This is a genomic window from Variovorax sp. Soil_C_12 (genome assembly GCF_057657375.1).
Window position 1 is genome coordinate 109,771 of the sequence record NZ_JBDGIO010000015.1, and the last position, 14,372, is coordinate 124,142.

Here is a 14,372-nt window from a genome sequence, read left to right on the forward strand (position 1 = left end):
AAGAGCATGACTGGGGTAGTCCGAGATTGGCTGCGCTCGCTGCAGCAGATCAGAAGGAATCGAGCGGGACGCGCAGGTACGGTACACCCTGGGATGAGGTGTGCGGCGCCCGGCCGGCCATGAGGTTGAACTGCACCGCGGGCACCATTAGCCGCGGCAGGGAGAGCTCGGCGTCACGCTGACTGCGGAGCGCACGGAACTGCGCCGGCGCCACGCCCTCGTGCATGTGAACGTTGTGCGAGCGCTGCTCAGCCACGGTGCTCTGATGCAGCGGCGCACGCGTTCGCGGCGGGTAGTCGTGGCACAGGTACATGCGCGTGTCCGCCGGCAATGCCAGAAGCCGCCGGACCGATTTGTACAAGGTGTCGGCATTCCCGCCGGGAAAATCGCAGCGCGCGGTGCCGAGGTCCGGGGCGAACAGGGTATCACCCACGAACAATGCCGACGGCCCGCCTTGGGGGTCGTCGATGAGGTAGGCCACATCTGCGGGCGTGTGCCCGGGTACATGAAGCACCCGAGCCTGCAGCGCCCCGATCGCGAAGGTCTCACCGTCCGCGAACAACCGGTCGAACGCAGTCGCTTCGACGTGCTGCCAATCGAAAATTCGCGCGAAATGCGCATGCACCTCGCGCACGCCGCTGCCTGCCGCCACTCGCCCCCCGAATGTCCCCTTGAACACCTGGGCAGCACTTAGATGGTCCGCGTGGACGTGCGTTTCGAGCAGCCACTGGAGCCGCCCGCCGCGTGTGCGCACCGCGTCGGCGATGGGGTTCAGGCAATTCGTATCGGTACGGCCCGAGATCAGGTCGTAGCCGAGGACGGAGTCGATCACGGCGCAATTGCCTTGGCCGTCGTCCACCAGGTAGGAGAAGCTGCCTGATGCAGCATCGAACCAGTGCGCGATGTTCAGCCGCATGTCACGCTCCATGCCCGCTCAATTGGCTGCCTGCATCGCGGCGCAGGCGCAGGCAGGCCGGCGTTGCCAGGGCACCGATCAGGGCGACGCAGAGGAAGGCCATGCTGAAATCGATCGGCGCCGCATCGCTGCGGCCGCCCCACCGTGCCGAGACGGCAACGACGGCTGAGGACAGTGCGATACCCACCATGATGGCCAACTGCTGCACCATCGTGTTGAGCGTGGTTGCGGCGCCGATTCGTTGTGCGGGCAGATCGGCATAGGCGATGGCGGTCACCGCGTTGAACTGTACGGCGCGAAAGAAGCCGGCGATGGATACCGTGAGCGCGACTGCCCCCATGCTCCATTGCGTGCGGAACAGCGCGCAGGCCATCAGAGCCAGCACGCACAGGGAGCCATTGACCAGCATGACGCGACGGAAGCCCCAGCTGCGCAGCAGCCGCGTGGTCTGGGTCTTGGTAGCCAGGGCAATCGCGCCGCTGGCCACCAGCACGAGCCCGCTCTCGACGGGCGTATAGCCGAGGCCGAGTTGCAGCATCAGCGGCAGCAGGAAGGGCAGGGCCCCATACCCGACACGCAGCAGCGAGCCCGACCAGAACGAAGCCGCGAAGGTCGGCACGCGCAGCAGCGAGAAGCTCAGAATCGGCGCGCTGGAGCGGCGGCTGCGGTACGAATAGGCCAGTGCCAGCACCAGCATCGGCGCCAACCACGCGAGGCCGTCGGCATGGCCATCACGCAGGCCTTCGAGCACCACGATGACGATGGCCATTATTCCGCCGAGCATCGCCCAGGAGAGCAGGTCGAAGCCCTGGTCGGACGCCAGCCTGATCTGCGGGAAGATCCGCAGCGAGCAGATCAGGCAGAGCAGGGCGATCGGCACGTTGATGAGAAAGATCCAGTGCCAGGACAGCCAGGTGGTCAGCAGGCCACCGAGCGCCGGGCCAAGAAGCGGCCCGATCATGGCCAGCGTGATCATCCACGCGAGGGCGCTGACCAGCTGCGGCTTCGGCGTCACGTGCACGATCGACGTGCGGCCCACGGGCACCATGAGCGCGGCCGAGGCGCCCTGGATCGCCCGCCCCGCCACGAGCATCTCGACGCTGCCGGACAGCGCACACGCCAGCGAGCTCAGTGCGAAGCCCGTCACGGCCGCCTGAAAAACGGTGCGGGTGCCGAAGCGTGCCGCGAGCCAGTCGCCCATCGGGATGAAGGCGACGCTGCACAGCAGGTAGATCGTCATCGTCAGGTTGAGGCTGAGTGGATCGACGTTGAGGCTGTGCGCGATGTCCGGGATGGCCGGCGCGATGATCGTGGTGTCCAACTGCTCCATGAAGAACGCGATGCCGACGGTGACGGGGAGCAGCCTTCGGCTCATGGTGCGGGTGGCAGGCGTTTCCGGCGCAGTGGCACTCACGCCGCCGGGGAGAACGAGCAGGGATGCAGCAATGTCGTCGTCTGGGTCGCCAGCAGCGGCCCGCCGGTCTCGCTCGCGGCCTTGGCCGCCTTCCACTCCGCATCGCTGCCGAAGGCCTGCCATGCAGCCTGGCGTGCCGCGTCGTCAGGGAAGCTGACAAGATAGTAGAAGCTCTGGTTTTTGTCGTCCGCTTGCCAGCAGTGCAGCACGTTGATTCCCAGGCGCCGGAAGATCGGCATCGTGACGTTGGCGAATCGCTCGCGCAGCGCCTGCGCGTTTCCGGGGGTGGCTTCGTAGCGCTTCAGTTCGTGGATCATGGGTTGTCCTGGATTCAGGGATTGATCTTGATGCCGGTGCGGCGCACGAACTCCTCCCACTTGCGGGCGTCGTTCGCAACCAGCTTTCCGAACTCTGCGGGCGAAGTCCCGCCCGATTCGGCGCCGACGTTGGTCATCCGAGCACGCATGGCCGGGTCCTGCAGAGCTGGCCGCAGCACGTTTGCGATGCGCTCGACGACCTCCGGCGGCGTGCCTGCCGGGGCGAGGAGACCGCTCCAGCCCGTCACGTCATAGGCGGGAAGTCCCGACTCGGCGATCGTGGGAATGTCGGGCGATTGCTCCGTGCGGCGAGCGCTGGTGATCCCAATGGCGCGCAGCCTGCCGGACTTCATCCACGTCAGCGCGTCGGAGTAGTTGGCGAAGGTCACCTGGACGTCACCGGCGACGGTGGCGGCCACTGCCGGTGCGCCGCCGCGGTAGGGCACGTGGACCATGTCGATCCCGGCCATGTGCTTGAACATCTCGCCGGCGAAGCTCGTCAGGCCACCCGCCCCGCCGAAGCTCAGCTTGCCGGGGTTCGCCTTGGCGTAGCGCACGAATTCGTCGACCGTGCGCACCGGCAGCGAGGGGTGCACCATCAGCACCATCGGATTGGTGTTGATCAGCGTGATGGGGGCGAAGTCTTTCACCCCGTCGTAGCCTGTCTTGTAGATGTATTGGTTGAGCGTCTGCGGCGCGGCCAGCGCGAGCAGCAGGGTGTAGCCGTCCGGCGCGCTGCGCGCCACGTACTCGGTGCCGAGGCTGCCGCTGGCGCCCGGCTTGTTCTCGACGATGACCGGCTGCTTGAGCTGATCCTGCAGCACCGGTTGGATCATGCGCGCGACGATGTCGCCGATACCGCCCGGGGCGTAAGGCACGATGAGGCGAATGGCCTTGGAGGGCCAGGGGTCTGCCGCGAGTGCGGTGCCGTTGCCCGCCAGCAGGCTTGTGCAAAGGACGGCCAAAGCTGCCCTGCGGCGCGTGATCCCGTGGGTCATGTTTCTTGTCTCCTCAGTGGGGTGGCGCAAATCGAGTGGGAGGGGTCAGAGCGGATAGACCATCAACGTGTCGACGACGCGCGAATCGAGAATTACGCGCCGCTGCGCGAACTGCAATCCTTGCGGCCCGGACTTGAGCACGTCGTCGTAGCAGCCGGTGGCGAACACATCCGTCTGCCCGGTGTACATGGTCCGGTACACGACGAAGGATGAGCGCAGGGCGTAGCTCCCATCGCCCAGGACCTCGACCAGCGGCCGTCCGACGACATGGCGATAGCTGTGGCTTTCGAAGATGTTGGCGATCTTCAAGGCCTTGATGCGGTCGTCCATCATGCCGCGCCCTTCGCACAGCACAATGCCCAGCGGCATCCCCGCCTCCACGTTTTCTCGGGTGGTCACCTGATAGATGGCGTCGTCGGCGAAGAATGCGCTCCACTCATCGACGCGTCCGTTGTCGAGCGTATGCACATAGCGCTCGAGCAGATCGGCGATTTCGTCGCGCTCCCGTGCTTGCGGCACGACCCGCGCGAGTGAAATGGCGTCGGCTGCCGCTGCGCTCATTGGTCGAACCCCATGATCTCTTTGTACCCATGCCAGAAGCCGCGCACGGCGGCCTCGGTCGCGCGCGACGATTCATTCGATTCGGCGGTCTTGCCGCCCATCTCGATGAAGGAGGCCTTGTCGTCCGAGCCGCGCGTGCCGCGCTGCACGAAGGCGTTGATGCAACCGTCCTCGAGTGCCACCAGGCCTGCCGCCCCGGTCAGGTTGCCCTGCATCACCCGCATCTTTTCCTGTTCCGGCGTGTCACCCGTGTAGCCGAGAAAGACCCAGTACAGCTCGGTCTTGTCGACGCCACGCGGCACGAAGAATCGCACCGCGAGCGAATTGAGCGTGAGTTGGATCACCAGCGTCGGGAAGATCGTCTGGATGCTGTGCGTGATCTGGTCGTCGAAGCCTTCCCAGGCCTTGAGGAGCTCCGGGCCTTCGAGCTCCGAGCCGTACTGGGCCGAATGCACCTGCGCCTGCATGTACTCGGCCGATGCCTCCAGCGTCGCGCGCTTGCTGTAGCTGATGTGGTGCCACTTGCGGTCCGACAGGATGATGCCCCCGTCCATGTCCAGCCGATTCACCTTGAACGTCGTATAGAAGGTGTGCAGAAGGGTGGCGTGGTAGGAGTCCCGGACGTTCTCCGCATACAGCTTCCAGTTGTTGTGAATGATCTGGCTGTGCGTACCCAGGACCTTGAGCGGGTGGTCCATGTTGCGCTTGAGGAAGGCCGTCGTCCGGTCGCCGAGGTACTCCTCCAGCGGCGGCGTTTGGTCCGAGAACGTGCCGAATACGATGCCGGCCATGACTTCGGTGCGGATGGGCTGCAGCCGGTGTTGCGACAGATCGAAGTCCTCGGGCATGCCGCCCTTGCCCTTGACACCGTTGCGAAAGGCGACACCGCGCAGGCGCCCGTCCAGGTTGTAGTTCCACGCGTGGTACACGCAGGTCAGCGACTTCTTGTTGTCCTTGTTCTTGAGGCAGACCAGCGCGCCCTTGTGGGCGCATCGGTTGACCATGCCGTGCAGGTGGCCTTCCTCGTCCCGCGTCACGATGATGGGGGTCTCGCCGATCCACGTCGTGCGGACGTCTCCCGGCTTGTCCAGCTCCGTTTCGAGGCAAAGGTAGTGCCAGACCGGGCCGCGGAAGATCTTCTGCTGCTCCAGTGCGTAGATGCCGGCATCGGAAAAGACCTTGTAGGGCACGCGCGCAGCACCTTCCTTGGGCCAGCGAAGACTGACCGGCGGCGCGACAACAGCGGCTTCGCAGGAAGGTTGGCCTTGGACGTCGCAGCTTGCGTCGCGGTGTGTTGGGCTGACTGTTTGCATAGGAGGAGATGGCCTGAAATGAAGTAGTTCGGAAATGTTAGGGAGCGACCATCGATAAGTCGATAAGATGACTTGTATCCTCAATATCTTTGAAACAGATGAGCGCAGGGCCTGCACAACGAATGGATCTCAACCTGCTGCGCGTTTTCCTGGCCGTCTATGAAGCAAGGAGCGTGGGCGGCGCCGCGCATGCGTTGGGCATGAGCCAGCCCGGTCTGAGCACCGCGCTGGCGCGGTTGCGCAAGCAGCTCGGCGACCCGCTGTTCCTGCGGGGCGCCTCGGGCATGGAGCCCACCAGCCGGGGGAGAGACCTCGCCGAATCGGTGCGAGCCATCATGCGATCGATCGACGATGTGGTTCTCAAGCCGCCCGTGTTCGATCCCGCGACTTCGCGCCGCGAGTTCCGCATTGCACTCACCGACATCGCGGAGGGCATCTACCTGCCCACGGTGCTGCAGGCCCTGCAGGCCAGCGCCTCGGGCATGACCCTTCGATCTGTCTTCATGGCGCCGCGCCAGCTCGAGGCGGAGATGGCCGCAGGTACTGTCGACATTGCCGCCGGCTACTACCCCGATATCAAGGGATCGGCATTCATGCACCGGCGCATCGCCCTGCATTCCTTCGCCTGCATCGCGCGCACGCGCCATTCGGTCGTGGGGGACTGCATGAGCATGGAGCAGTTCTCGACACTGCCCCACGTGGTGGTGGAGGCAACGGGGCGAAGCCAGGAGCTCTTCGATCGCTTCCTGCAGAAGCGTCGCATCAAGCGCCGCGTGATCCTGCGTTCGCCGCACTTCATGAGCGTGCCCTTCATCGTGGCCGACAGCGACGCGGTGGCGGTCGTGCCACAGGCGCTCGCGGACTTCGTGGCCGACCACCCGCTCATCAAGCAGGTCGCGCTGCCGTTCAGGCCACCGGTATTCCAGGTGAACCTGTACTGGCATCGAAGTGCCCATGCGGATCCCGCCAACCAGTGGTTGCGCCAGGTCCTGATCCGGCGGTTCCCAATGTTCCAGGCGCGCGCCTACGACCGCAACGGGCGACCCGACGCGAGGGTCTAGCGCGCAGCTCTGCGGCGCCGATACTGCGTATCGCTGCAGGCGATGGGAAAAACGCAAGCGCGCACGTAGACTGCCCGTTCTCTGTTACGGTAATTGCACACGATGAACTTCAGCAAGGAAGGACAAGGACCCGTGGTGGTCCTGAGCCATGCATTGGCGTTGGACCGCGGCATGTGGTCCGATGTCGCCGCTGCGCTGGCCCCGCACTGCACCGTGGTGCGCTTCGACCACCGCGGGCATGGCGAGGCGACGCGCGCCCTCGATCCCTTCACCATCGACGACTTGGCCGAGGACGCCGCAGACTTGATACGCGAGGTGTCGAGCGATCCCGTGGTGTTCGTGGGCCTCTCCCTCGGCGGCATGGTGGGGCAGGCGCTCGCGGCACGCCATCCTGCGCTGCTGCGTGGACTGGCAGTGCTCAACTCCGCGGCCCACTACCCCGACCGCAGCACCTGGGACGCCCGGATCCTCGCGGTGCGCGAAGGCGGCATGCAAGCGGTCGCCGACAGCTCCATCGAGCGCTGGCTCACCCCTGTGTTCCGGCAGACTCCGGCCGGGCAGAGCGTGGCAGGGCAGCTGCGCGACGTGCTGCTGCGAACCCATCCGATGGCCTACACGCGCACATGCGAAGCCATTGCCGACATGGACCTGCGCCCTGGCAACCACCGGATACACATCCCAACCCTGATCGTCGCAGGCCGACAAGACTTGGCGACGCCGCTTGCCATGTGTAGGGCCATGGCTGAAGACATCGCGAGCGCGCGGGTGGTTGAAGTTGAAGCCGCACACATCAGTGCTGCGGAGATCCCCGGCGAGCTCGCCATGCTGTTGGACGACTGGATTCGGACGCTGCCCGTCTGAGGCGAGCCGGTGGAGCAGTCCAACGAGGGGGCGCGGCTGTCCCTTGCTGGAGGGTGCGGCCGCGAATGCGAGCTCGCATCGCGCGCCGTGCCCGACGGCGTCAGCGGTGCGCCCACCCCGATGGCGCGGCAAGCACGACCGTCGAAGCGGCGCTTGGTCCGTGGCGCATGCGTTGCACTCCGCCCGGACGGGCATCGCTGTTGAGCAAGTCGCGCCGCTTCCTTCCTGCAGGTCTCGTTGATCCGAGCCCGAGGAGAACGCTCGGGCTTCCTTGACGCTGGAAGCACATCACGGCTTGTTGGGTCCTTCGATCATCGGCTCGAATCGCGCGCACAGGCCACCTTGTGGAGCAACTCTGTAAGGATGGCCTGCTCCCCTGGCGTGAGCGGTAGCACCGCGTGCTCCGCCGCGACGATACGGCTCGTCGCCTTGCGGGCCAGCTCCGCACCCCTTTGCGTCACGGCCAGCACCTGCGAGCGGCGGTCGTTGTCACTCGTCTTGCGTTCGATCAGCTCGCGTGCCTCCAATCGATCCAGCAGCGCCGTGATGTTGGGTGCGGTCACCGCCAAGGCGCGAGCCAGCCGGGCAGGCAGATCTGTCAACGCCCGCACCGCTTGCGCGTAGCCAGACGCCGAACCGCGCCTCGCCAACGCATCAACGGCAGCCCACCGCTGGCCCCCGTCAGCCATCAGCAGCCGCAGGCACGCTTCGCGCTGCCGACGTCTTTCGGCCTCTTCGGCGGCGCGCTCGTGCGCCTGGCGCTCCCGGCGCACACCCGAGGCCGACCGTGCGAGTTCGCGCAGTTGCGCTAGGCTGCGCCGCGGTGCGGGCGCCGCCGTCGCTGGCCTTTGTGCCTGCAGCCAAGTGGCATGCCGAGTTCGGATCCGCCGCTCGGCCTCGCGACCTTGGCCCAGCGCGATCAGCTTCAGCACGGCAGCCATCTCCTCACGCGACCATCCGGCCAGCCAAGCGTCGATGGCGGCGTCTTGCGCCGAGCCCTCAGCGGGAGCGTGCGGACTTCCTGCGGCGGCGGCAGCAAGCAAGTCGGGATCGCATTCGATGAACTCGGTCAAGGCCTGCTGGGAGAGCGTCAGCTCTGACAACCCGGCAGGCGGCTGCGGCTCGAGCGCGTCGTCGTCGAGCTGGCCGGCAGAGGCCAACCACCCCAGGTAGAGGGGCCGCAGATCACCGCGCAACAGTTCTTCGCGCAGCAGCGCCAGCCGCGACATCCAGCCGCTGCCATCCTCCATGCCGAAGCGGTCGTAGTTCTCGCTCTCGTCGAGCGACCAGTCGATGATCCAGTATTCCCCGCTGGCCTCGATGGTCAACGCAGGCGCGACGGCAAAGGGCCTCAGATCCGTCTCGCGAAACGTTGTCAACGGCAGGCGCAGGGACAGGCGGCAACTGCACCAGTTGGCCGTGTAGACAAAGGCATCGAAATAGCACCGCATCCATTTGGCAGGATCGGCCTTCAGCCCGCCCCACTCATAGTGGTTGACGAAGCTGGAGGCGCTGATCTGGCCGCGCGTGGAGACCTTGCGCAGTTGCGCCATCTCGACCGCTGTAAGCGGGCGGTCGATGGCCGCGAATTCGTAGTACTGGTATTCACTCATCTCGCAGCCTTGCGCTGGCGCGCCGGTGTCGCTCGGCGCGGAACGCCGAGTCTTCGCCCAGGTGAAAGTAGAGGTGCCCCTGCAACTCACCGTCCACGATTCGGGCGGTAAGCGAGAGCCCAAGGCCCTCTTGACGATCGAACCTCGTAGCGACTACAGCAGGTCGCTCTCGCCGTCGTTGACTTCATCAATGAAGAGGTCGTCCGACCAAGCCATCCCGATCGCCTTGTCCAGGCGCTTGAGCAGCGCATTGAAGGTCTCGCCATCACGGCGCACGAGCATGGCCAGGCAGTTGCTGCCGTCGGCCGCTGTGGCAGCGCACTCGTGAGGTGGCAGCGCGCCGATGTTGATGTCACCGCCATCGGCGATCAACGTCTCGATGTTCTTCATCGATTGCGCCATGGCAGCGTCAGAGCTTGATCGCGGCTAAGCGGTCGTTGGCCTCGGTGGAATCGAACGCCTTGGGATCCCAGGTCTCCACGCCGATCCATTCGGCCAAGTTCTCGTGCTCCGGGTCATCGGGATCGGCCATGGCCTGTACGAAGTCGGCGTAGCCTGGAATGCCACCGCAGTCCTCGGGCGGTGTCGCGCAGGCGCCGCCGACGCAGAACGGCAGGGGCAGCAACGGATCCGGTGCGAGCTTCTTCTCGACCTTGATGCGGTGGTCCCAGTAGTCCCCGAAGTCGTAGACGTAGCTCAGCGTCGACCGGTTCAGGGCGGTGGTCAGTCGCGTGCTCTCGCTGGTGATCGAGCCAGGATCGTCGTACATCGGATCGGGCGTTCCATAGCGCTCGCCGTCGCCGGCGATGAACTCGTGCAGGTGCGAGTGGCCCCATCCAAACGCGGCCTGGATGACCAGGTGAAGCTTGAGCAACGTTATCGTCTCGGGCACCAGCACGCGGCGCCAGACCTTGGGCTTCGTGCCGCGCAACTCGATGTGCAGTTGGAGGATTGCCGGGGACGTCTTGATCCGATGTACCTTGGTCGCCATGCTCAGGCTGCTTCTCGTTGGTCGCCGGCGCGTCGGCCGATGTTCCACGGCAGCAACTCGTCGATGCGATTGATGGGATGGTCGGCGATGCGCGTCAGCACATCGCGCAAATAGGCCTCGGGATCGATCCCGTTGAGCTTGGCCGTCTCCACGAGGCTGTAGATCGCCGCAGCGCGTTCGCCTCCCGCGTCCGACCCCATAAAGAGGTAGTTCTTGCGGCCGAGGCTGATACCGCGCAGCGCGCGCTCGGCGGCATTGTTATCGATCTCGATGCGGCCGTCGTCGACGTAGCGCGTCAGCGCCTTCCAGCGCGTGAGCGAGTAGCCGATGGCGGCGGCGATCTCCGACTTCGCCGACACACGGCCCACCATGGCGCTCAGCCAGTCGTGCAACTCGTCGAGCAACGGGCCTGCGCGTGCCTGGCGCTGCCGTCGTCGCTCGTCGGGCGGCTGGCCGCGGATGTCGGCTTCGACCGAGTACAAGGCAGCGATGCGCTTGAGCGCCTGCTCGGCCACCGAGCCCGGCGCTCGTCCCAGACTCAGGTGCAGATCCCACCATGGTCGTCTCGCGTGTGCCCAGCAAGCAGCTTCCGTGACGCGGCCGCTGCCGTACAGCTTGCCCCAACCTCCGTAGGCGTCGGCCTGCAGAATGCCGGTGAAGTTCTTGAGGTGCGTCTGCGGATGCTCGCCCTTGCGATCAGGCGAGTATTGGAACCAGACAGCCGGTGCATCCTGGCTCGCGGCCGGGCGATCGTCTCGCACGTAGACCCACAGCCGTCCTGTCTTGGTGCGCCCGCGCCCCGGGTCGAGGACGCCCACCGGCGTGTCGTCGGCATGCACCTTCGCTCCCGCCAGCGCGTAGCGCCCGAGTGCGGCCACCAGCGGGTCGAGCAATTCGTCGCCTTGGTCGACCCATCCGACCATCGTGGAGCGATCGATGAACACGCCGTCGCGAGCATAGATACCGCTCTGCCGGTACAGGGGAATGTGGTCGCAATACTTCGAGACCATGACATGCGCAAGGAGCCCCGGCCCGGCGACGCCGCGCGCGATTGGCCGGCTTGGCGCGGCGGCCTGGAAGATCGTCTCGCAGGCCACGCACGCGAGCTTCGGCCGGATATGGCGGATCGCCTTGAAGTGCGCGGGAAGGTACTCGAGCTGCTCGGAGACGTCCTGACCGATGAGGCGCAGTCGGCCACCGCAAGCGATGCAGCCGCATTGCTGACCGTTCGCGTCATGGTGGTCGGGGGTCGTCTCGGGGCGATAGGTCTTCGTGTCGCGCGGCAGGTGCGCCGGCAACTTGCGATCGGGCTCTGGCGTGTTGGCAGCGCTCTTCTCCGGGGGCGTCCTGGACCTCAGAAGTTCATCCAGTAGTTGGCCTTCGATCAGGGCGATCTGAGGGCTGTCCATCTGTTCGCTGGACGCTCCGAATCGTGCACGATCGCGCCGCAGTACCTGCAGCTTGAGCTTGTCGATCATCAACTTGAGTAACGCCACTTCTGCCTCGTACGCCTCGACGACGCGCAGCAGCGAATCGACGGTGTGGGGCGGGTTCGAAGTGGTCGGCACAGGAATCTACTGTGCCCGGCTCAACAGGCCTCGACATCGGGGCCATCCCCGAGCCGAGTTCATACAGTGGTTCAGGCAGCGAGTTCCGGCTCGTGCGTGCGCATCGGCATGCGCCAGTCAATGCCTTCGAGCAGCATCGACAACTGCGCGGGCGTCAGCGACACGCTGCCAGACGTTGCCTGCGGCCAGACGAAGCGACCGCGCTCCAGCCGCTTGGACAGCAAGATCAGTCCCTGACCGTCGAACCACAACACCTTGAGAATGTCGCCGCGTCGACCGCGGAAGACAAAGACGTGGCCGCAGAACGGGTTGGCCGCGAGAGCGGTCTGCACCATCGCGGCCAGGCCGTCGAAGCCCTTGCGCATGTCGGTGTGGCCAGCGACGATCCACACGCGCGTGTTGGCCGGCGCGCCGATCATGCGGCGCCGCGCAGCGACTGCAGAACGCAGCGGACGGTCGCGTCATCGACGACACCGCGAAGGCGCACACGAGAGCCCCCGATGTCGATCTCGATCGTGCCGGTTGCGGGGCGACCCGCCGGTGGCGCCGGTGTGGGCGCGACGACATCGACTCCTTGCGGCGCCTCGATCGATACCGGCAGCAGCACGGGCGCTGACGGCCCCGGGGTTTGGCCAGCCGAATTGCGCTGCGCGCGGCGCCACGTGAACAGAAGATTCGCGTTGATGCCGGCGTCCAATGCGATTGCCGACACGGACGCGCCAGGCAGCAGGCTTCGCGCAACCAGCTCGCGCTTCAGCTCCGGGCTGTGTTCGCGCCGCCCACGGGCGCCTCGAGTGACTCGATCGTTCATGATGTGCATTACCGCCTTGATGCACACCATCGCAGGTGCGCTCGATCAGACGATCGTGCTCATCGGCTGGCGATCTGAACAGAGGGCCCCGAGGCACCGCTTACTTCGGGCGTGCCCGCGCCCCGTGTGCTCGGTGCCTTCGTCGAAGCCGTGCCACGTGAACTCGACACCGTGCGCTCGAGGCTCGCCGTCCCGCCAGTCCATTTGCCCCTGCGTCATGCCGAACTGGAAGGACCCGGACCGGCCGGCGCCAAAGGTGATGTGGCCGGTAACGTCCATGTCCACGTAGTCCTGATCCCAGGCACTCATCCAGATGATGCGCCAAGCGCCTGCGAATGGGTTTCGAGTCATGGGTGGCTGCTCGTCCATCTCGCAATCGGCATCTTGGCCAGGAGCGATCACTGACGGCACGATCAGGATAGCGCTGCGCAGGGACTTGAGCCAGTCGGAACAAGAAGCAGGGTAGGCCGGTGCGACCGTCCGGACTATAAGCCCTTCGATTTACCACCTTCCCAACGTGATCGCTCCTGGCTTGGATTGATGGTAACATATGTGATACCAATGACCGCACTGGATGTCCGTGAGTACCTCGACGAAGACGGCACAAGTCCCTTCGCGGACTGGTTTTCCCGCCTGGACGCTGTCGCGGCAGCCAAGGTCACGGTCGTGCTGGCGCGCATCGAACAGGGGAACGTTTCCAATGTCAAAGGCGTCGGCGAGGGGGTGCTGGAGTATCGGCTGGATTTTGGACCGGGCTATCGGGTGTACTTTGGCCGCGATGGCGACGTGCTGGTCATCCTGCTGGCCGGCGGCACCAAGAAGCGACAGCAGCGTGATATTGAGTCAGCGCAGGCCCGCTGGGCGGCCTACAAACGACGCAAACGATTGGCGAGGTGAACCATGGCCCTAACCCGTGACTTCAAGCAAACGATCCTGGCGCGCGTCCAGGCCGATCCTAAATTCCGCGATGCCCTGCTCAAGGAAGGCATCGAGACCATGCTGGCCGGCGACGTGGACACCGGCAAGGCGATCCTGCGCGACTACATCAAGGCGACGGTTGGCTTCGAGCAACTCGGCGCCGAAACCGGCGCATCGCCTAAGAGCCTGATCCGCATGTTCGGTCCGACGGGCAATCCTCAGGCGCGCAACCTGTTCGCCATCATCAGCCACCTGCAGCGCCACGCCGGGCTGACGCTGCACATCACCGCGCGGGCGCACTGAGCACACTTGTCGCCCTTGCGGCCCCGGCCCAGCAACTCGCGGAGCCTGCGTCGCAATAGCGGGCGCTGGGAAGCTGACAGTCGACCCCGACGCGGCGGGGGAGGCAAGCAGCATGAATGACGCGTTGCGCAAGGTGATTGAGCGCAGCCCTGGAAGTAATGCTCAGGCCATCGAATACATACGCCAATCCCCGAAACGGAAGGGCGACATTTCTACACGGCCAGGGACGCGACGCTGCACCTTTGCTCCCACATGTCATGTCATGCAAAAGTCATGCAAAAGAAGAAAATTGCTCATGCCTTGTTATGTTAAACGGCCCCACAGCGCCTGAAAAGCCCGCACGGCACGGCAGAAGAGGCGCCACCTCACCGCGACAAACTGACATGGCCTGGCAGAGAGCCGGCACCACCGCTGTCTCGCCTCTTGCAGGAGCTTTCCCATGTCATTCCTCGCGCCCTCGTTCGCACGGCTGCCGCCCCTGGCCTATCTGCTCGCTGACCAAACCGAGCCGCGCCAGAAGATCGCCCACCATCTGGGCGTGAGCCTGCGCACCCTGCAGCGCTACGCGCCCAGCGGCAACGCCCCGCGCGCAGTTTATCTAACGCTGTGGTTCGAGAGCCGCTGGGGGCTCTCCGCTCAAACGCGCAGCTCATCAACGAAGCCCAGTACGCCCGCGCCTGGGTCGGCTCGCTCGAGCGCGAGCGCCTGCGCGGCGTAATCCGGGTGC

At 65.5% G+C, this 14,372-nt stretch carries 18 protein-coding genes; 5 read left to right on the forward strand and 13 right to left on the reverse strand.

The window, feature by feature from the left end; translation table 11 throughout:
• Positions 1–49: 49 nt before the first annotated feature.
• From AC3A6X_RS29780 to AC3A6X_RS29805, 6 genes are read right to left on the reverse strand one after another with little or no spacing between them, the layout of a single operon-like run.
• Positions 50–916 carry an MBL fold metallo-hydrolase gene (locus AC3A6X_RS29780; RefSeq protein WP_487845546.1) on the reverse strand — a complete coding sequence of 289 codons (867 nt, stop codon included), beginning with the start codon at positions 914–916 and terminating at the stop codon, positions 50–52.
• Between the two features lies 1 nt (position 917).
• Positions 918–2,291 carry an MFS transporter gene (locus AC3A6X_RS29785; RefSeq protein ID WP_487845547.1) on the reverse strand — a complete coding sequence of 458 codons (1,374 nt, stop codon included), beginning with the start codon at positions 2,289–2,291 and terminating at the stop codon, positions 918–920.
• A gap of 35 nt (positions 2,292–2,326) precedes the next feature.
• Positions 2,327–2,647, reverse strand: a complete 321-nt coding sequence (locus AC3A6X_RS29790; protein WP_487845548.1) for an NIPSNAP family protein — start codon at positions 2,645–2,647, stop codon at positions 2,327–2,329.
• A 14-nt stretch (positions 2,648–2,661) separates the two neighbouring features.
• A complete protein-coding gene (locus tag AC3A6X_RS29795; protein WP_487845549.1) occupies positions 2,662–3,645 on the reverse strand; it encodes a Bug family tripartite tricarboxylate transporter substrate binding protein in 984 nt (327 codons plus the stop codon).
• 45 nt (positions 3,646–3,690) lie between these two features.
• The gene (locus AC3A6X_RS29800) at positions 3,691–4,206 is read right to left on the reverse strand and encodes an aromatic-ring-hydroxylating dioxygenase subunit beta (protein ID WP_487845550.1); all 516 of its coding nucleotides are present in this window, start codon (positions 4,204–4,206) and stop codon (positions 3,691–3,693) included.
• Positions 4,203–5,396 (reverse strand): aromatic ring-hydroxylating oxygenase subunit alpha, encoded by a 1,194-nt coding sequence (locus tag AC3A6X_RS29805; RefSeq protein ID WP_487845551.1) that lies wholly within the window; start codon positions 5,394–5,396, stop codon positions 4,203–4,205. Before AC3A6X_RS29805 ends, AC3A6X_RS29800 begins: the two co-directional genes overlap by 4 nt.
• A gap of 245 nt (positions 5,397–5,641) precedes the next feature.
• Between AC3A6X_RS29805 and AC3A6X_RS29810 the strand changes: the two genes are divergently transcribed.
• Entirely contained in the window at positions 5,642–6,580 is a 939-nt protein-coding gene (locus AC3A6X_RS29810; RefSeq protein WP_487845552.1) for a LysR family transcriptional regulator, read from the forward strand.
• Positions 6,581–6,682: 102 nt separating this feature from the next.
• Entirely contained in the window at positions 6,683–7,441 is a 759-nt protein-coding gene (locus AC3A6X_RS29815) for an alpha/beta fold hydrolase (protein ID WP_487845553.1), read from the forward strand.
• Between the two features lie 311 nt (positions 7,442–7,752).
• Here the strand turns inward: AC3A6X_RS29815 and AC3A6X_RS29820 are convergent, their stop codons facing one another.
• The 7 genes from AC3A6X_RS29820 to AC3A6X_RS29850 form a co-directional block, all read right to left on the reverse strand.
• On the reverse strand, positions 7,753–9,054 hold the full coding sequence (locus tag AC3A6X_RS29820) for a MarR family winged helix-turn-helix transcriptional regulator (RefSeq protein ID WP_487845554.1): 1,302 nt from the start codon (positions 9,052–9,054) through the stop codon (positions 7,753–7,755).
• Between the two features lie 153 nt (positions 9,055–9,207).
• Positions 9,208–9,444 (reverse strand): hypothetical protein, encoded by a 237-nt coding sequence (locus AC3A6X_RS29825; RefSeq protein WP_487845555.1) that lies wholly within the window; start codon positions 9,442–9,444, stop codon positions 9,208–9,210.
• 19 nt (positions 9,445–9,463) lie between these two features.
• Positions 9,464–10,045: a plasmid pRiA4b ORF-3 family protein gene (locus AC3A6X_RS29830; RefSeq protein WP_487845556.1), complete on the reverse strand. Its 582-nt coding sequence runs from the start codon at positions 10,043–10,045 to the stop codon at positions 9,464–9,466.
• Between the two features lie 2 nt (positions 10,046–10,047).
• On the reverse strand, positions 10,048–11,613 hold the full coding sequence (gene tnpC / locus AC3A6X_RS29835; RefSeq protein WP_487845557.1) for an IS66 family transposase: 1,566 nt from the start codon (positions 11,611–11,613) through the stop codon (positions 10,048–10,050).
• Positions 11,614–11,684: 71 nt separating this feature from the next.
• The gene (gene tnpB, locus AC3A6X_RS29840; protein ID WP_487845558.1) at positions 11,685–12,032 is read right to left on the reverse strand and encodes an IS66 family insertion sequence element accessory protein TnpB; all 348 of its coding nucleotides are present in this window, start codon (positions 12,030–12,032) and stop codon (positions 11,685–11,687) included.
• Complete coding sequence (gene tnpA, locus AC3A6X_RS29845; RefSeq protein ID WP_487845559.1) at positions 12,029–12,433, reverse strand: IS66-like element accessory protein TnpA; 405 nt, start codon at positions 12,431–12,433, stop codon at positions 12,029–12,031. The genes tnpB and tnpA overlap by 4 nt, the downstream gene beginning before the upstream one ends.
• Positions 12,434–12,469: 36 nt before the next feature.
• A complete protein-coding gene (locus tag AC3A6X_RS29850; protein WP_487845560.1) occupies positions 12,470–12,793 on the reverse strand; it encodes a hypothetical protein in 324 nt (107 codons plus the stop codon).
• A gap of 192 nt (positions 12,794–12,985) precedes the next feature.
• On the opposite strand from AC3A6X_RS29850, the gene AC3A6X_RS29855 reads away from it, so the two are divergent.
• The 3 genes from AC3A6X_RS29855 to AC3A6X_RS29865 all read left to right on the forward strand — a co-directional run bounded on the left by AC3A6X_RS29855 (position 12,986) and on the right by AC3A6X_RS29865 (position 14,363).
• The gene (locus AC3A6X_RS29855; RefSeq protein WP_487845561.1) at positions 12,986–13,321 is read left to right on the forward strand and encodes a type II toxin-antitoxin system RelE/ParE family toxin; all 336 of its coding nucleotides are present in this window, start codon (positions 12,986–12,988) and stop codon (positions 13,319–13,321) included.
• Between the two features lie 3 nt (positions 13,322–13,324).
• Positions 13,325–13,645, forward strand: a complete 321-nt coding sequence (locus AC3A6X_RS29860; protein ID WP_487845562.1) for a helix-turn-helix domain-containing transcriptional regulator — start codon at positions 13,325–13,327, stop codon at positions 13,643–13,645.
• A 439-nt stretch (positions 13,646–14,084) separates the two neighbouring features.
• The gene (locus AC3A6X_RS29865; RefSeq protein WP_487845563.1) at positions 14,085–14,363 is read left to right on the forward strand and encodes a hypothetical protein; all 279 of its coding nucleotides are present in this window, start codon (positions 14,085–14,087) and stop codon (positions 14,361–14,363) included.
• Positions 14,364–14,372 lie beyond the last annotated feature (9 nt).